This is a genomic window from Streptomyces sp. NPDC046759 (assembly GCF_040645475.1).
In the GTDB taxonomy this organism is placed as follows: Bacteria; Actinomycetota; Actinomycetes; order Streptomycetales; family Streptomycetaceae; genus Streptomyces.
Genome location: NZ_JBEYYJ010000018.1, coordinates 127,190 through 143,435 on the forward strand (window position 1 = coordinate 127,190; position 16,246 = coordinate 143,435).

A 16,246-nucleotide genomic window follows, 5' to 3' on the forward strand; every position below is an offset into this window, starting at 1 on the left:
GCTCAGACTGGCGGTCACGCCGCCGGTTCGGCTCCCGGGGGGTTGTGGTCCTCGTCCTCCGGGAGCTTGCACACCCGCTCCAGGAACAGGGCCGCCGCTATCACCCCGATGCCGGCCAGGACCGAGAAGCCGGCGTAGATGGCCTGATCGCGGCGGGCGGGGATGTCGAGGAGTTCCAGCAGGAAGACGCCCGTGCCGCCGTACATGCCGGCGACCAGGGCGGCGACCAGGGCACTGGCCTGGCCGAAGACGACCGCGCGGGCGGCCATCAGGGGGTCGACGCCCTTTGCGCCGGGACGGCGCTCGCGCTGGGCCTTGAAACGGGCGCGCAGCGAGAGCGCGGTCGAGAGCAGGACCACCGCGATCAGGGCGAGCACGATGGGGGCGGCCAGGGGGACGCTGGGGAGGGTCCCGGTCGAGTTCCAGAGGCGGGCGCCCGCCCAGGACAGGACGCCGGCCACGACGAACACACCTGCCAGCACCCTGATGCGCAGCTCTCTCACGGCGTCCCTTCAGCTCCCCCGGACCGGTCCGGACGGTGGTCGTCTCGACCTTGTCGTGTTGACCTTAACGACTACTCGGGCAGTCGGAGTTCCAGGTCCTCGCGGGGTTCGACGCCGGTACGGGTGACGGCCGACAGCAGTTCGGCCACCGTGCCCCGGCCGGGCAGCTTGGCCTGCGGGTCCACGTCGTGCCAGGGCGCGAGCACGAACGCGCGCTCGTGGGCGCGCGGGTGGGGGAGGGTGAGCTGCGGGTCGTCGGAGGTGATGTCGGCGTAGGCGACGATGTCGACGTCCAGGGTGCGGGGGCCCCAGTGCTCGTCGCGGACGCGTTTGAACGCCTCCTCGACGGCGTGCGCCCGCTCCAGCAGGGAGGCCGGCGGCAGGGTGGTCTTGAGGAGCACGACGGCGTTGAAGTACGACGGCTGGCTGCCGGGGGCCACGCCCCAGGGCTCGGTCTCGTACACCGGGGAGACGGCCTTGACCCGGACGCCGGGGGTGTCCTCCAGCGCGTCGACGGCGCCCTGGAGCGTCTCCAGGCGGTTGCCGAGGTTGGAGCCGATGGAGATGACGGCCCACTGGGGGTTGTGCAGGGTCGTGTCGGCGGCGTCGACCTGCTCGACGACCGAGGCGGGCACCGGCTGGACGGTCGGGTCGCTGTGACCCTGGAGGAAAGGTCGGGTCATGCTCGGCTCCGGGTGATGGTGACGGTCACGTCGTCGAAGGGGACGGTGATCGGTGCGTCCGGTTTGTGGACGCAGACCTCGACCTCCTGGACCCCTTCGTGCTTCAGGCAGGTCTGGGCGATCCGCCCTGCGAGGGTCTCGATGAGGTTGACTGGCTCGCCCTCGACCACGGCCACGACCTCCTCGGCCACGATGCCGTAGTGCACGGTCTTCGCCAGGTCGTCGTCGGCGGCGGCCGGCCTGGTGTCGAGTCCCAGGACGAGGTCCACGATGAAGGTCTGGCCCTCCTCGCGTTCCTTGGGGAACACGCCGTGATGCCCGCGGGCCTTGAGGCCGCGCAGCGCGACACGATCCACGCGAATCACTCCTGCAATCGTCGGGAAGGACCGGTCCGTACCGCGTGCGGGCGACACCCCGGCCTCAGACGAATCTACCTGCGGGCACTGACAGGACCGGGCTGCGGGGCGCGTGGCCGGGCCGGGAGCATGAGGGGTTCATCTCGCGTTTCCCCGGGGAAACCCGGCGGTGTCATGGGTCGGTAGCGGCTCCTACCCCGGGGTAGGTGATTCGAACCACTTCTTGCCCTTCTTGGTCCCTCGGGGAGCGTCTACCCGTTCAGGCGAGCGGTCCGTCGTCCGGATTCACGCCGTCGACGCCGTTCTCGCCGTCCTCGTCCTCGGTCTCCGCCAGCACGGGGGAGGCGTGGTGCGACCAGAGCTTCCAGCCGACGGGTGTGCGCCGGAACACGTTGGTGGCGACGACGAGCTGGCCGACCAGGGGTCCCAGTTCCGCGCCGTCCTCGGGGGCGGGGCCGCCGCTGAGGATGTTCTCGGTGCAGGTGACGAGGGCGGTGTCACCGGTGACGGAGACGTGCACGTCGGTGAGGATGAACTGGATGTAGTCGGTGTTCGCCATGATCAGGGCGTAGGACCTGAGGACCTCGCCGCGGCCGGTGAGCACCGGCCAGCCGGGGTGGACGCAGGAGACCACGCCCGTGTCCGCCGGGTCGTGGTACTCGTCGTCCACGCCCAGGTCGGCGGGGGTGAGCCAGAGCGAGGACAGCTCCTCGAAGTCGCCGCGTTCCATCGCCTCGTAGAAGGCGGTGTTGGCGGCTTCCACCTGCTCGACGTCGGTATGAGGGGCGCTCACCGGGTTCCTTCCGCCCGACGCTCACGTCGCGCGCCGGGCGCCGCGGACGCCGTACGCGCTCCTTCCACGGCGCGTGCGACGCGTACCGCGTCCGCGGTGGCGCGTACCTCATGGACGCGTACGGCCCACGCGCCGTAGTGCGCCGCGAGTGCGGAGACGGCGGCCGTGGCGGCGTCGCGCTCCCGGGCCGGCGGGGGCGCGCCCTGGGGGCCGGCGAGGACGCGGCCGAGGAACCGCTTGCGGGAGGCGGCCACGAGCAGGGGGTGGCCCAGTTCGTGCAGGCGGTCGAGGTGGGCGAGGAGGGCGAGGTCGTGCTCGGCCTCCTTGGAGAAGCCGAGGCCGGGGTCGACGACGATGCGGTCGGGGGCGATCCCGCCGGCGAGAACGGCCTCCACGCGCGCGTGCAGCTCGTCCGTGACTTCGGCGACGACGTCTTCGTAGGAGCCCTGGACCTTGCCGCCTTCGAGGAAGCCGCGCCAGTGCATGACGACGAAGGGGGCGCCCGCGTCGGCGACCACCGGGATCATCGCGGGGTCGGCGAGGCCGCCGCTGACGTCGTTGACGAGGGAGGCACCGGCCGCGAGGGACTGCTCGGCGACGGAGGCGCGCATGGTGTCGACGGAGACGAGGACACCTTCGGAGGCGAGGCCGCGGACGACGGGGATGACGCGCCGGAGTTCCTCGGCCTCGTCCACGCGGGTGGCGCCGGGGCGGGTGGACTCGCCGCCGACGTCCACCAGGTCCGCGCCTTCGGCGACGAGGTCCAGGCCGTGCTTGACGGCGGTGGTCGTGTCGAACCAGCGGCCGCCGTCGGAGAAGGAATCGGGGGTCACGTTGACGACACCCATGACCGCGCACCGGTCCCATACCGGAAGGCCGGCGACCTGGCCGCGCCCGCTGAGGTTGTTCATACGTTCAGCCTAGGCCCAGCAGGGCGCCGGGCACGTGCGGTGGTCCGGGCGGAAGCCCTCGTGCCGGAGGGGGTGGGGCCCCTGCCCGGGCCCCTTCCCGGCCGCGTTTCGGCCGTGCGGCGTGCAAGCCGTCCCGCGCCCGGATGGCGCGGGCAGGCTCAGGCCGCGCGGACGTCGTGTTCCGCCACGGCGTGTGCGCAGGGGCGTTCGGCGGCCGTCCTGCGCCGGCGCAGGAAGCGCGGCAGCGGCAGGGCGAGGTTGACGAACCCCTCGGCCTGCATGGTGGCGAAGCCGATGCGCGGCAGGTCGGTGGTGGCGCGGTAGACGATGAACCGCGGCTCCCAGCGCGGCTGGAACTTGGCGTTGAACTTGTACAGCGACTCGATCTGGAACCAGCGCGAGAGGAACACGAGCAGTCCGCGCCAGGCCCGCAGCACCGGGCCGGCGCCGATCTTCTCCCCGCGCGCGAGGGCGGAGCGGAACATCGCGAAGTTGAGCGAGATCCGGGCGATGCCCAACTTCGGCGCGGCCTGCAGGGCGGCGACGATCAGCAGTTCGTTCATGCCCGGGTCCGCGGTGCGGTCACGGCGCATCAGGTCCAGCGACACGCCGTCCTTGCCCCAGGGCACGAAGTGCAGGATCGCCTTCAGGTCGCCGTACTCGCCCGGTTCGTCGTCCTGCTTGTGGGCGGTGGCGATGAGGCAGTCGCTGTCGGCGGGGTCGCCGACGCGGCCGAGTGCCATGGAGAAGCCGCGTTCGGTGTCGGTGCCGCGCCAGTCCTCCGCGGCCCGGCGTATGCGCTCCAGTTCGGGCTCGCCGAGGTCACGGATGCGCCGTACCCGGGTTTCGTAGCCGGCTCGCTCGATACGCTTGACCATTTGTCGGACGTTGCGCATCGCGCGTCCGGCGAGGGAGAAATCCGCCACGTCCACCACCGCCTCGTCGCCCAGTTCGAGGGCGTCCAGGCCGGTCTCGCGGGTCCACACCTCACCGCCGGTCTCGGAACAGCCCACGACCGCCGGAGTCCAGGAGTGCGCCTTGGCCTCGTCCATGAAGCGCTCGATGGCGCCGGGCCAGGCCTCGACGTCGCCGATCGGGTCGCCGCTGGCGAGCATCACGCCGGAGATGACGCGGTACGTGACCGCGGCCTTACCGCTGGGCGAGAAGACGACCGCCTTGTCACGGCGCAGCGCGAAGTGGCCGAGGGAGTCGCGTCCGCCGTGCTTGACCAGCAGGGCCCGCAGCCGGGACTCGTCCTCCTCGGTGAGGCGGGCGGCCGGATGCTCGGGGCGGAAGGCAAGGTAGATGGTGGTGACGGCGGTGATCCAGCCGAGGGCGCCGAGGGAGAAGGCGACGGTCCAGGAGGTGTTGCCCTGGTAGTCGACCGGGCCCTCGAAGCCGAACAGGCCGTAGACGACGTGCGTCAGCCGATCGGCCAGGCTCGGGTCGCCGATCGTCCGGTGCGGGTGGACGCTGACGATGATGAGTCCGAGAACGAGAGAACCGGCGCTCATGAGGACGAAGTTGGCGAGCGCGCGCCACCTGCTGCGCGGGTCGGGCAGCGCCGCGAACTCCCGGCGATGGATCAGCAGCGGTGCCAGCAGCGCGACTGCGATGAGCATGCCGACGAGCGAGTGCCGGTACGCGAACTGTGCCGCCGCGCCGGCCGGCAGCAGCGCGACCGCGGCCCGCCACGCCCGGCGCTTGCGCCGTTTGAGCCCGTGCGCGAGCAGCAGCAACAGCACGCCGGCGCTCAGCGAGAGCGCGGCGGCGAAGGGGCCGAACGAGCCCGGCAGCACCTCGGCCAGGGCGTGCATACGGCTGTGACGAAATCGCGGAAACGTGCCCGCGGCAATGTCCAAGACGCCCACGAGGGCGGCCGCCCTGCCGACGAGCACGGGGACGGCCTCGGGACGCGGGCCGCGCAGTATGCGCCGCGCCCGGCTTGATCGGCTCGGAACCTCGCCCGACATTTCCCCATCTATCCTGACAGACATCGCATCCCGTAGTTCTGCGAGAGACCTTGAACCCGGGCCCGATCGGGCATCCGGCGACATTGCGCCCTCTAGGACGGTGTCTCGGGGGGAGAGGTTCACTCCCCAGCGGAAAGTCGGGTCAAAGGCCAGGAAAAGCCCCGGGCAAGCTCTCGCGACGATGCGTGGGCGGGTGCCGGGCGGAAAGCGCAGGCAGGAAACAGCCCATGGGTCTCACGAGCAACAAAGTGCTGCTGCTGGCGATCGTCCTCGCCGTCGTACTGTTCCTCGGCACGGTGTGGCTGTGGCCGCACCTGGCCCGGCGGAGCTGGCGGGCCGTCAGCGGGCGGGTCGGGCTGCTGCTCGCCACTCAGCTGGCGCTCTTCTCCTCCGTGGGGCTGGCGGCCAATCAGGCCTTCGGTTTCTACGCGAGCTGGGCGGACCTGTTCGGCCAGGAGACCGGTCAGGGCGTGGTCGTCGACCACATAGCGGACGGCAACAGCGGTCCGATCCGGGTGGTCTCCACGTCCCGGGTCATGGGGGTGAGCAGCGCGCTGCCGCAGGTGGCCGGGCAGATCCAGAAGGTCGACATCCTCGGCCGTACGACCCACATCGCCGCACCGGCGTTCGTGTACCTGCCCCCCGAGTACTTCCAGCCGCAGAACCACGGGCGCAAGTTCCCGGTGTCCGTCGTCCTCACGGGTTACCCCGGCACGGCGCAGGCACTGGTGGACAAACTGCACTACCCGGACACGGCGCAGCAGTTGGTCAAGGCGGGGAAGATGCAGCCGATGATTCTGGTGATGCTGCGGCCGGCCGTGGCGCCGCCGCGGGACACGGAATGCGTGGACGTCCCCGGCGGCCCGCGGACGGAAACGTTTTTTGCCAAGGATCTGCGGGATTCCGTGATGGCCCACTACCGGGTGGACAAGACGCCCGCCAGCTGGGGCATCGTCGGCGATTCGACCGGCGGCTACTGCGCGCTGAAGATCGCCATGCACTACCCGAGGGCGTACGCGGCCGCCGCGGGTCTGTCGCCGTACTACAGGGCGCCGATCGACCCCACCACCGGGGACCTCTTCCACGGCAACAGGAACCTGCAGAATCGCGCCGACCTGTTCTGGGTCCTGAAGCACCTGCCCGCGCCCGAGACGTCGCTGCTCGTCACCAGCAGCAAGGTCGGTGAGCACAATTACAAGGACACGCTCAAGTTCATCAAGAACGTGCAGGACACGAACGTGACCAGGGTCTCGTCGATCATCCTTCCGAGCGGTGGGCACAACTTCAACACCTGGCGGCGGGAGATCCCGGGGACGCTCCAGTGGCTCAGCACGCGGCTGGTGGCGCACTGATCCCGTGAGCCCGCCTCCCCGTGGAGCCGGTGATGTGGCCGGGTTTTTACGGGGCGGGGGTCCACGATTCGCCTACGCGCGGTAAGTTTCTGGCCATGCCACGTGGACGCCACCGCCATTCACCGCCTCTGCACCGGCTGTTGCCTCCGTCGGCCATCGCCGGTGTGTCCCTCGTCTGCGCGCTGGGTCCCTGGGTGTTCTCCGAGGCCATGGTGCTGCGCGCGCTGGCCGGGGCCGGCGCGGCCACGGCCGTTCTGGGCGCGTTCGTGATGCGCCGCTGGGACATCCACGCGGGCAAGCAGGTCGCCGACCTGACACGCGCGCGTGCCGGCGACGAGTGGCGCTTCGAGGAACGGGTCGCCGAACTGGAGACCGACCTGGAGGAGTCCCGCGAGCTGCGCACGAAGCTGGAACAGCGGCTGCGCGCCAAGCGCGCGGAGCTGGCCGGCCTGCGCAACGAGCACGCGGCCCTGCTGCGCCGGTACGCCACGGCGGAGACCGAGCGAGCGAGCGCCCTGGAGGGACGCCGGCTGCTGGAGATCGAGGCGGCCGAGCCCTCGTCCTCGCCCGCGCTGCCGCCCGCGCGCCGTGCCGAGCCGGAGCCGGCTCCCACGCAGTCGGCGGCCGCGGCCGCCAGGGCGGACGAGGCCGCCCGTGAGGCCGCTACGGACTCCGGGGACGAGCCGGCGGCGTACGCGGTGTTCTCCTCCGAGGGTGCCCGGCTGTACGGCCGGGCCCTGATGGCCCTGGCCCGGTTCGCGGACGAGGCCTGCGGCGACGCTGCGTCGGGCGGCGTCGGGACGGGCGACGCCGAGACGGGCGACGCCGAGACGGCCGAGCTCGCGACTTCCGGGCCCATGGCTTCCGCGGTCGCGTCCTCCGCCGCGCCCGAGCCCGAGGACGACGAGCCCGGAGACGACGAACTCGAGGACGACGAGCCCGAGAGCGGCGAGCCCGGGAGCGGCGAGACCAAGGGCGACGCGAGCGCTGTCCCGGCGGGCAGGACCGATGCGCCCAGGGCCGATGCGCGCAGGGCCGACGCGGCCGGGTCCGCGTCCCCGGTCGGGGCGGAGCGCGCCAGGGCACAAAGCGTTGTGGAAGGCGCCCGGGAAGACGTGACGGACGGCGTCGGCGGTTTCCGGAGCGAGACCGGTGCGCCGGCCGCCCAGGAGGACGAGGCGCAGGGGCAGCCTGTGGCGGCCGGCGAGCACGCGCGCGCGGCCGCCGCCCCGGTGGCACCGGCCGAGCCCGCCAAGCCGGTGGGGCAGCCGCCCGCCGGGCACTTCACGGTGCCGACCGCGGTGGCCGTCGTACCGGCCGCGCCCGCGCGACGCCCGGTCGTCGAGGGCGGCTTCGACTTCTTCGGCACTCAGAAGGACGCCCCGAAGGCCGCGCTGGACTCCATGCAGAACGAGGATCTCGCCGACGTCGTCGGTCAGGAGGCCCTCGCCGTGCACAAGGCCGAGGCCGAGGCCGGGTTCAAGCAGGCGGGCGCTCAGGACCTCGGCGCCGGTCAGGTCATCGACCTGACCGCGCACGACGAGACCGAGCAGATCGACATCCAGGGGCTGCGCAGCGCGGCGTCCTGAGGCCTCATCAGAGACCGGCACCGGGCCCGGCTCCCCGCACAGGGGAGCCGGGCCTCACGTCATCCAGCGGTCGGGGCGGGCGCCGCGGCGGCCGGTACGGGACCTCTCGGCCTGGGCGTGCAGGAGCCGCGCGGCCTCCTGGGCGTCCCGCAGGCGGGCCGTCACGGTCTTGTCGGCCCCGGTGTCCACATGGACGTCGGCGAGCCGCCACAGACGCTGCCAGGGCCCCTGGCTCAGCCGTACGCTCTGCACCTTGGCATGCGGGACCAGCGAGATCCGGCGCCGCAGCAGGCCGTGCCGGGTCACGAACACGGCGCCGGTGACCGCGAGGCGGTGACCGCGCCACCAGACCGGCACGCACCAGCGGGCCCGCCGCGGCGGCCGTGACGGTTCCCGCGGCACCGTCACACCCGGCAGCACGCGTGCGACGAGCGCCTCGGCGACCGGGCGCGGGGCGACCGGCACCAGCACCGAGTTGGCGGACCCGGCCACGTCCAGTTCCACCCGCACCCGGCCGAGCCGCCGCCACAGCAGCGGCTCGACGATCCGCACGGTCTGCACCCGGCCGGGCGGGACCGTCTCGTGCGTACGGTCGAGCAGCCCGCGGTCGATGCGCAGCCCGTCCGGTGACTCGCTCACCGTCCAGTCGAACTCGCCGGCGAACCGTCCCGCGCTGCTCGCGCCGGCCGCGCCGAACAGCGGCAAGGCGGTCGCGAGGGCCGTCCACAGGTTGTGCGTGGTGAACCACAGCACGGTCGGCACGACGACCGCGGCGCACAGCGAACCCCAGGTGGCGCCCGTCAGCGCCAGGGCGAGCGCCAGCGCACGCGGTGGCACGCGCAGCAGCTCCTGTGCGGGCGCCTCACCGACCGTGCGCGCCGTCTCGGGGGCGAAGCCCGCCGCCCGCGCGAGCAGCTCGGCACGCAGGGCGCGTGCCTCCTGCTCGCCGAGGAAGGCCAGTTCGTCCTTCTTGCCGTCGGCGCCCACGACGTCGATCCGCAGCTTGGCGACGCCCGCCACGCGCGCGAGGAGGGGACGGGAGACGTCCACGGCCTGGATGCGCTCCAGCCGGATGTGCGCGGCGCGCCGGAACAACAGGCCGGTGCGGATGCGCAGTTCGGTGTCGGTGACCGCGAAGTGCGTGCACCACCAGGACAGGAAGCCGTACAGACCGGCCACCGGCACCAGCACCGCGAGTCCCACCAGCAGTACGCCGGTGGTCAGCCGCGTCAGCTGCTCCTGCGCCCCGTTCGGGTCGTGCGCCGCCCATCCGGCGAGCACGGCGATCGGCGCCCACGCCCGGCGGAAGGGCGTGACGGGGTGCAGACGGCGCTCGACCGCCTCCCCGAGCACCTCGGCGCTCTCAGCACCGTCAGCGCTCTCCGCGCCCCGGGCGCTCTCCGCGCCCCCGGCACCGGCTGTCCCGTCCGCGCCGCCGCCCCCGTGGTCCTCGGCAGGTATGCCGGCTGTGGGGTCCTCGGCGGCTGTGGGGTCCTCGGCGGCTGTGGCGTCCGCGGCGCCGCCGTGGCCCGGGGCCGTCACAGGCCCGCCGATCGCGCCTCGCCCAGCTCGGTGAGCCGGTCCCGCAGCCGTTCCGCCTCGGCCGGGTCCAGGCCGGGGATGGTGGCGTCGGTCGCGGCGGCCGCCGTGTGCAGCTGCACGGTGGCCAGTCCGAAGCGCCGCTCCACGGGCCCGGAGGTGACCTCCACCAGCTGCATCCGCCCGTACGGCACCACCGTCTCCTCGCGCCACAGCACGCCGCGGCTGATCAGCAGGTCGTCCGCGCGCTCGGCGTACCGCCACGAGCGCCAGTTGCGCCCCACCAGCCGCCAGCACCAGGCGGCGAGGGCCAGGGGCACCACCGCCGAGGCGGCCCACGCGGGCCCCACGAGCAGGCCCGGCAGCAGCCCGGTGACGACCGTGAGCCCCGCCGCCCACACCACCACGAGCAGCCTGCGCACCCGCATCAGGGCGGGCTGCAGCCCCCGCCACACCAACTCGTCCCCCGGTATCCCGGTGTCCTCCGGACTCCCCGTCTCCATGGGGCCAGCGTACGTAGGGGAGACTGGGGCCATGACTCCTACGACGGAGACCACGGTCGGGATCGGCGGTGCCGCGGAAAGCACCGACATGGTGCTCAACATCGGGCCCCAGCACCCGTCCACGCACGGCGTGCTGCGGCTCAGACTGGTGCTGGACGGGGAGCGCATCGTGCGCGCGGAGCCGGTGATCGGCTACATGCACCGCGGCGCCGAGAAGCTCTTCGAGGCACGCGACTACCGGCAGATCATCGTGCTCGCCAACCGCCACGACTGGCTGTCGGCGTTCTCGAACGAGCTCGGTGTGGTCCTCGCCGTGGAGCGGATGCTCGGCATGGAGGTGCCCGAGCGGGCGGTGTGGACGCGCACGCTGCTCGCCGAGCTGAACCGGGTGCTGAACCACTTGATGTTCCTCGGGTCCTACCCGCTGGAGCTGGGCGGCATCACCCCCGTGTTCTACGCGTTCCGCGAGCGCGAGGTGCTCCAGAACGTCATGGAGGAGGTCTCCGGCGGGCGCATGCACTACATGTTCAACCGTGTCGGCGGCCTCAAGGAGGACCTGCCGGCCGGCTGGGCGGCACGCGCGCGTGCCGCCGTCGCCGACGTGCGCTCGCGCATGGACGTCTTCGACGACCTGGTGCTCGGCAACGAGATCTTCCGGGGGCGCACGCGCGCGGTGGGCGCGATGACGGCGGAGACGGTGCACGCCTACGGGGTGAGCGGTCCCCTCGCGCGCGCCTCGGGCGTCGACTTCGACCTGCGCCGCGACGAGCCGTACCTGGCGTACGGCGATCTCCAGGACACCCTGAAGGTCGTCACCCGGAGCGAGGGCGACTGCCTCGCCCGCTTCGAGGTGCTCCTGGACCAGACGCACAACGCGCTCGACCTCGCCGACGCCTGCCTGGACCGGCTCGCCGAGCTGCCGCCCGGGCCGGTCAACCAGCGGCTGCCGAAGGTGCTGAAGGCGCCCGAGGGCCACACCTACGCGTGGACCGAGAACCCGCTCGGCATCAACGGCTACTACCTGGTCAGCAAGGGCGAGAAGACGCCCTACCGGCTGAAGCTGCGCTCGGCCTCGTACAACAACATCCAGGCGCTGACCGAGCTGCTGCCGGGGACGCTGGTGGCGGACATGGTGGCCATCCTGGGCTCGATGTTCTTCGTGGTCGGCGACATCGACAAGTAGGCGGTCGGCACGCGAGCGGGCGGTGGACCGTCTCAGGCCAGCGGGTCCGGAATGCCAACCGGCTGGACCAGCCAGCCGAAGTCGCCGAGGCCGCCCCGGGCGGTGAGTTCGGCGGCCTCCCCGGCGTCGGCGAGGGCGCGCACGTAGGCGGTGGGATCCGTGGAGGCGAGCGCGAGTGGGGGGCGTGCCCCGGCGATGCCCAGGGCGTGCAGAGCGGCGCGCTGCGTGAGAAGGCGCGCGGGAGTCAGCGTGCGCGCCTCTTCGAAGGGCGCTCGCTTCGTGGCCGAGGGTGGCTGCGCCGCGTCGGACGGCGCCTGCGCCGTGCCGGAGGGCCCCTGCGCTGGGCCGGGAGGCGTGCGGCCGGCACTCCGAGGCGTGCTTGAGCTCTCGGGCGCCGTGTCGGAAGGCGTGCGCGGCGTGTTGCGGGACGCCGGCGAAGGTGTCCGCGCTGTGGGCGCCGCGGCGCACGCGTCCAGTGCGACATGCGCGGTGAGGTCGCACGACCCGTCCGGCACGGGCGCCGTCTCGCGCCCTTCCCGGAAGCCGGTGAGCGTCCCGAAAGGGGGCCGCGTCTCGACGGTGTGCGCGTAGTCCACGGCCACCGCGAGCCCGCGCGCCACCCGGCCCACCACGGACGCCCAGGCCAGGTCGCGGGGCAGCCCGATCTCCGCGCGCAGCCCTTGCTCGGCGGGCAGCGGCCACCAGCGCGCGAGCCAGTCCGCCTCCGCGCCGCTCACCGGCTCGCCGGGCAGCTCGGTGCCGTCCTCGGTGACGAGCACGAGCCGGGACACTCCGGCGGCGTCGACCTCGGCGACGTCCACGGGCACGTTGTCCAGCCACTCGTTGGCGAACAGCAGCCCCGTCACGGCGGCCGGAGGCGCGGGCAGCCAGGTGACGCGTTCGTCGAGCCCCGCCGGGCGGTCGGCGAGCTCGACGGCGTATCCCCGCGCGCGTGCGGCCACGTCGGCCGGCAGGGCGGCCAGCACCCCGGCGACCAGTTCCCCACGCCCCGCCCCCATGTCGACGAAGTCCAGCACCGGCGGCCGTCCCAGCGCCTCGTCGACCCGGCACAGCAGCCGGGCCACGGCCCGCGCGAACAGTGGGGAGGCGTGTACGGACGTACGGAAGTGGCCGGCCGGGCCCTCCGGGCGGCGGTAGAAGCCGTCCGGCCCGTACAGCGCCGCCTCGGCCGCCGCACGCCAGCCGCGCGGGCCCGTTCCCTCCTCCCGGCGGGGCAGGGCGTGCCCGTCGCCGTGCCCGTCACCGGGGTGGCGTTCCGCTTCCCGTGCCGTCTCATCCGTCACCGCAACAGACTAGGCGCACAGGTGATCACCTCCTCCACCTTGCGGAGTACGCGCGCCGGGCGCGGATCGGCCCTCCGGTTGACCCCTGCATGCATCCGGTTTCCCTACTCTGGGTTACGTGCAGCGCCTCTACGACTTCCTCCGCCGCCACCCGACGTGGGTCGACACCTTCTGGGCCGTCGTCCTGTTCGGGCTGTCCGGCGTGAGCGTGGTCAACCTCCACGGGACCCCCGGCCGGCACGGGACGGTCGCCGGGGGGATGGCCGTGTCCGCCGTCCTGTGCGCTGTCGTGGCGCTGCGCCGCCGATTCCCCGAGCCGATGCTGGTGGTCGCCCTCGCGACGGGGCTGGCCCAGCTGGTGCTGGACGTCGAGACGACCGTCGCCGACTTCGCCATGCTGGTGATCACCTACACGGTGGCGGCGATCGGCGCGCGCTGGGCCTCCCGGCTGGCGCTCGCCGCCAGTCTCGTCGCCGCGGCCCTCGCGCAGATCCGCTGGCCGGCCGAGCACGACGGCCTCCTCGGACAGTCCGCGATAGTCGTCTTCCAGACGGTGCCGTTCGCGCTCGCCTGGGTGCTCGGTGACTCCATGCGCACCCGGCGCGCCTACTTCGCCCAGCTCGAGGAGCGCGCGGCCCGTCTGGAGAAGGAGCGTGAGGCGCAGTCGAAGGTCGCGGTGGCCGCCGAGCGCGCCCGTATCGCCCGCGAGCTGCACGATGTCGTCGCGCACAACGTGTCGGTGATGGTGGTGCAGGCGGACGGCGCCGCGTACGTCCTCGACGCGGCCCCCGACCAGGCCAAGAAGGCCCTGGAGACGATCTCCTCGACCGGCCGGCAGGCCCTCGCCGAGATGCGCCGGCTGCTGGGCGTGCTGCGCACCGGGGAGCACCAGGAGAGCGGCGAGTACGTCCCTCAGCCCGACGTCGAGCAGATCGACGAGCTGGTCGAGCAGTGCCGCAGCTCGGGCCTCCCGGTCGACTTCAAGGTCGAGGGCACGCCGCGCCCCCTGCCCAGCGGGGTGGAGCTGACCGCGTACCGGATCGTGCAGGAGGCGCTCACGAACACCCGCAAGCACGGCGGACCCAACGCGGGCGCGAGCGTGCGGCTGGTCTACTTCGACGACGGGCTCGGCCTGCTCGTGGAGGACGACGGCAAGGGCGCCCCGCACGAGCTGTACGAGGACGGCGGAGTGGACGGCCAGGGACACGGCCTGATCGGTATGCGCGAGCGGGTCGGTATGGTCGGCGGCACCCTGGACGCCGGACCGCGCCCGGGTGGAGGCTTCCGCATCAGCGTTCTGCTCCCGCTCAAACCGGCGCACTGACGCCGCCGCACGCCCTCCGTTGACACCTGTAAGACAGGCACCGCACCGCCCGGCACCAACCCGCCCGGCACCGAACTGCCCGGGACCAACCGCCCGCGTACCGACCGAAAGAGGCCCGATGACGATCCGCGTGATGCTCGTCGACGACCAGGTGCTGCTGCGCACCGGGTTCCGGATGGTGCTCGCCGCCCAGCCGGACATGGAGGTCGTCGCGGAGGCGGGCGACGGGGTCGAGGCCCTGCAGGTGCTGCGCTCCACGGCCGTCGACGTCGTCCTGATGGACGTCCGTATGCCGAAGCTGGACGGTGTGGAGACCACCCGGCGGATCTGCGCCGAGCCGAACCCGCCCAAGGTGCTGATACTGACCACGTTCGACCTGGACGAGTACGCCTTCTCCGGGCTGAAGGCGGGTGCCTCCGGCTTCATGCTCAAGGACGTGCCGCCGGGTGACCTGCTGGGCGCGATCCGTGCCGTGCACAGCGGTGACGCGGTCGTGGCGCCGTCGACCACCCGGCGCCTGCTGGACCGGTTCGCGCCGATGCTGCCCTCCACCGGCAAGGAACCGCAGCACAAGGAGCTGGAGCGGCTCACCGACCGGGAGCGCGAGGTGATGGTGCTGGTCGCGCAGGGCCTGTCCAACGGCGAGATCGCGGCCCGGCTGGTGCTGAGCGAGGCGACGGTGAAGACCCATGTCGGCCGCATCCTGACCAAGCTCGGCCTGCGCGACCGCGTGCAGGTGGTGGTGCTGGCCTATGAGACGGGCCTGGTCCGAGCGGGCGGCCACGGCTGAGGCGGGCGCTCGGAAAGGAGGCACGGGGGCGGTGGGTGCTACGGGTGCGAGTGACCCTGGAGGTGCAGGCCGCCACCGGGCTGCCCGGGAGCTGGGCCCGGCCGTGAAGGTGGGTGGCGACCCGGGCCCCGCGCCGAGCGCGCCGCACGGGAGGGCCACGGGCACCCTGGCGCCATGACCATGACCATGACCATGACCATGGCCGGGCCCGCGGCAAGCGTCGATGCGGCTGCGCAGCGGGCCGCGGCCCCTGGCCGCTGTGGCGTCCGTCAGCGCAGGATGCCCTCGATGAAGTCGCTGCCCAGCCGGGCCACCGCCGTCAGGTCCAGCTGGTGCTGGACGTACCGGCCACGGCGGCAGTCGGTGATCAGGCCGGCCTTCTTCAGCACCGCCAGGTGCCGGGATATCTCGGGCGCCGACACGCCGTGCGCGTCGGCCAGTTCGCTCGTGGTGTGCGGGGCGCGCGCCAGATGCCGGCACAGCCGCATCCTCACCGGGTGGGCCAGCGCCTCCAGACGGCGGGTGAGCTGCTCGACGGACGGGGCCTGCGGGCGGGTGCCGCTCGCGGGGTAGGTGATCGAGGGCTGCCAGCCGTACCGGTGCAGGACCATGACGTGCGGCCAGCCGAGGCTGGTCGGCACCAGGACGAGGCCGCCGTCGCCCGTGGCGGTGCGGCCCACCGTGAGCTTGTCGACCGTGACGAGCGCGGCCTCCTCGTCCAGTGAGACGGCCCCGGAGAGGGACGTGAGGGCTTCGCCGAGACCCTTGCGGCGCAGCAGTTCGATCTTGTGCCGGGCGTCGGCGGCGAGCTGGGGCTGGAGGCGGGCCCAGGTGTCGGCGAAGAAGGCCTCGTCGCAGTCGAGCATCAGCTGCCGGAACCAGGCGCGGACGGCCGGCGGGTCCTCCAGCAGCCGGCGTGTGAACTGCTCCTGCACGGCACCGCGCGCGGCGGCCAGTTCCACGGCGCGCCGGCGCAGCTCCGGGTCGGTCAGCGGGCTGGGGGTCTGGACGTCGTAGCGGAGCCGGCAGGTGAACTCCAGGGCGGCACTGACGAACTGGTCGTCCGTCAGTTTGTCCAGCAGGTCCAGTTCTTCGGCGAGGGTGGCGCCGGGGAGCGTGCTGCCGCCGGGGATCCCCGCGAACGGGGCGAAGACGTCCGAGAACGTCGTTCGCCACAGGAAATCCGCCTCGCACAGACGGTCGGCCAGGCAGGGGTCGAGCCGGGACGAGACGGCGGTCGCCCAGCCCTGGAGGCCGGGGTGGTGGCCGGGCTCGCTGAGGGCGTGCAGGGCCATCCCCAGTTCCGCCAGGGGGGAGGGCACCACGGCGACCCGCTCCGGCGGCAGTCCGGTGATGTCGATGGTCACGCTCATGCCCACCATCGTGCACCCGGCCACCGACAGTGCCGCCGTGGATTGACGGCAGGCGTCAATCCACGGGACA

General features: G+C 72.9%; 15 protein-coding genes. 5 read left to right on the forward strand and 10 right to left on the reverse strand.

All coding sequences use genetic code 11. The features are described from left to right. Positions 1–14 precede the first annotated feature (14 nt). From ABZ919_RS24100 to ABZ919_RS24125, 6 genes are all read right to left on the reverse strand, one after another. Positions 15–503 carry a DUF3180 domain-containing protein gene (locus ABZ919_RS24100; protein WP_361251316.1) on the reverse strand — a complete coding sequence of 163 codons (489 nt, stop codon included), beginning with the start codon at positions 501–503 and terminating at the stop codon, positions 15–17. 71 nt (positions 504–574) lie between these two features. Further along, positions 575–1,186 carry a 2-amino-4-hydroxy-6-hydroxymethyldihydropteridine diphosphokinase gene (folK, locus tag ABZ919_RS24105; protein WP_361251318.1) on the reverse strand — a complete coding sequence of 204 codons (612 nt, stop codon included), beginning with the start codon at positions 1,184–1,186 and terminating at the stop codon, positions 575–577. Further along, positions 1,183–1,542 (reverse strand): dihydroneopterin aldolase, encoded by a 360-nt coding sequence (gene folB, locus ABZ919_RS24110; RefSeq protein ID WP_361251321.1) that lies wholly within the window; start codon positions 1,540–1,542, stop codon positions 1,183–1,185. The genes folK and folB overlap by 4 nt, the downstream gene beginning before the upstream one ends. Before the next feature lie 259 nt (positions 1,543–1,801). Beyond that, positions 1,802–2,335, reverse strand: coding sequence for a nuclear transport factor 2 family protein (locus tag ABZ919_RS24115; protein ID WP_361251324.1), 534 nt, complete (start codon positions 2,333–2,335; stop codon positions 1,802–1,804). Next, positions 2,332–3,246 carry a dihydropteroate synthase gene (gene folP / locus ABZ919_RS24120; protein ID WP_361251326.1) on the reverse strand — a complete coding sequence of 305 codons (915 nt, stop codon included), beginning with the start codon at positions 3,244–3,246 and terminating at the stop codon, positions 2,332–2,334. Before folP ends, ABZ919_RS24115 begins: the two co-directional genes overlap by 4 nt. Positions 3,247–3,404: 158 nt before the next feature. Further along, positions 3,405–5,219 carry a phosphatidylglycerol lysyltransferase domain-containing protein gene (locus tag ABZ919_RS24125; protein ID WP_361251329.1) on the reverse strand — a complete coding sequence of 605 codons (1,815 nt, stop codon included), beginning with the start codon at positions 5,217–5,219 and terminating at the stop codon, positions 3,405–3,407. 227 nt (positions 5,220–5,446) lie between these two features. Here ABZ919_RS24125 and ABZ919_RS24130 point away from each other — a divergent pair, with 227 nt between their 5' ends. Continuing rightward, positions 5,447–6,571: an alpha/beta hydrolase-fold protein gene (locus tag ABZ919_RS24130; RefSeq protein ID WP_361251332.1), complete on the forward strand. Its 1,125-nt coding sequence runs from the start codon at positions 5,447–5,449 to the stop codon at positions 6,569–6,571. Positions 6,572–6,666: 95 nt separating this feature from the next. After that, a complete protein-coding gene (locus tag ABZ919_RS24135) occupies positions 6,667–8,160 on the forward strand; it encodes a hypothetical protein (protein WP_361251334.1) in 1,494 nt (497 codons plus the stop codon). A 54-nt stretch (positions 8,161–8,214) separates the two neighbouring features. Here ABZ919_RS24135 and ABZ919_RS24140 read toward each other — a convergent pair whose 3' ends face one another. Then, positions 8,215–9,513 (reverse strand): PH domain-containing protein, encoded by a 1,299-nt coding sequence (locus ABZ919_RS24140; protein ID WP_361251472.1) that lies wholly within the window; start codon positions 9,511–9,513, stop codon positions 8,215–8,217. A gap of 185 nt (positions 9,514–9,698) precedes the next feature. Further along, complete coding sequence (locus ABZ919_RS24145; RefSeq protein WP_361251336.1) at positions 9,699–10,202, reverse strand: PH domain-containing protein; 504 nt, start codon at positions 10,200–10,202, stop codon at positions 9,699–9,701. A gap of 31 nt (positions 10,203–10,233) precedes the next feature. On the opposite strand from ABZ919_RS24145, the gene ABZ919_RS24150 reads away from it, so the two are divergent. Continuing rightward, complete coding sequence (locus ABZ919_RS24150) at positions 10,234–11,385, forward strand: NADH-quinone oxidoreductase subunit D (protein WP_361251339.1); 1,152 nt, start codon at positions 10,234–10,236, stop codon at positions 11,383–11,385. A 32-nt stretch (positions 11,386–11,417) separates the two neighbouring features. On the opposite strand, the gene ABZ919_RS24155 is transcribed toward ABZ919_RS24150, so the two are convergent. Further along, a complete protein-coding gene (locus tag ABZ919_RS24155; protein ID WP_361251475.1) occupies positions 11,418–12,623 on the reverse strand; it encodes an SAM-dependent methyltransferase in 1,206 nt (401 codons plus the stop codon). Between the two features lie 184 nt (positions 12,624–12,807). Here ABZ919_RS24155 and ABZ919_RS24160 point away from each other — a divergent pair, with 184 nt between their 5' ends. Together ABZ919_RS24160 and ABZ919_RS24165 are read left to right on the forward strand one after the other, a co-directional pair. Continuing rightward, entirely contained in the window at positions 12,808–14,013 is a 1,206-nt protein-coding gene (locus tag ABZ919_RS24160) for a sensor histidine kinase (RefSeq protein WP_361251342.1), read from the forward strand. A gap of 118 nt (positions 14,014–14,131) precedes the next feature. Continuing rightward, complete coding sequence (locus ABZ919_RS24165) at positions 14,132–14,803, forward strand: response regulator transcription factor (protein ID WP_361251345.1); 672 nt, start codon at positions 14,132–14,134, stop codon at positions 14,801–14,803. A 269-nt stretch (positions 14,804–15,072) separates the two neighbouring features. On the opposite strand, the gene ABZ919_RS24170 is transcribed toward ABZ919_RS24165, so the two are convergent. Beyond that, a complete protein-coding gene (locus ABZ919_RS24170; protein ID WP_361251348.1) occupies positions 15,073–16,176 on the reverse strand; it encodes a DUF5937 family protein in 1,104 nt (367 codons plus the stop codon). Positions 16,177–16,246: the final 70 nt, after the last annotated feature.

What these genes read in the sequence shown, in the direction of transcription:
- folK (WP_361251318.1), bottom strand. Translation starts at nt 1,186, where the DNA reads ATGACCCGACCTTTCCTCCAGGGTCACAGCGACCCGACCGTCCAGCCG.
- folP (WP_361251326.1), bottom strand. Translation starts at nt 3,246, where the DNA reads ATGAACAACCTCAGCGGGCGCGGCCAGGTCGCCGGCCTTCCGGTATGG.
- ABZ919_RS24125 (WP_361251329.1), bottom strand. Translation starts at nt 5,219, where the DNA reads ATGTCGGGCGAGGTTCCGAGCCGATCAAGCCGGGCGCGGCGCATACTG.
- ABZ919_RS24150 (WP_361251339.1), top strand. Translation starts at nt 10,234, where the DNA reads ATGACTCCTACGACGGAGACCACGGTCGGGATCGGCGGTGCCGCGGAA.
- ABZ919_RS24145 (WP_361251336.1), bottom strand. Translation starts at nt 10,202, where the DNA reads ATGGAGACGGGGAGTCCGGAGGACACCGGGATACCGGGGGACGAGTTG.
- ABZ919_RS24135 (WP_361251334.1), top strand. Translation starts at nt 6,667, where the DNA reads ATGCCACGTGGACGCCACCGCCATTCACCGCCTCTGCACCGGCTGTTG.
- ABZ919_RS24165 (WP_361251345.1), top strand. Translation starts at nt 14,132, where the DNA reads ATGACGATCCGCGTGATGCTCGTCGACGACCAGGTGCTGCTGCGCACC.
- ABZ919_RS24170 (WP_361251348.1), bottom strand. Translation starts at nt 16,176, where the DNA reads ATGAGCGTGACCATCGACATCACCGGACTGCCGCCGGAGCGGGTCGCC.
- ABZ919_RS24130 (WP_361251332.1), top strand. Translation starts at nt 5,447, where the DNA reads ATGGGTCTCACGAGCAACAAAGTGCTGCTGCTGGCGATCGTCCTCGCC.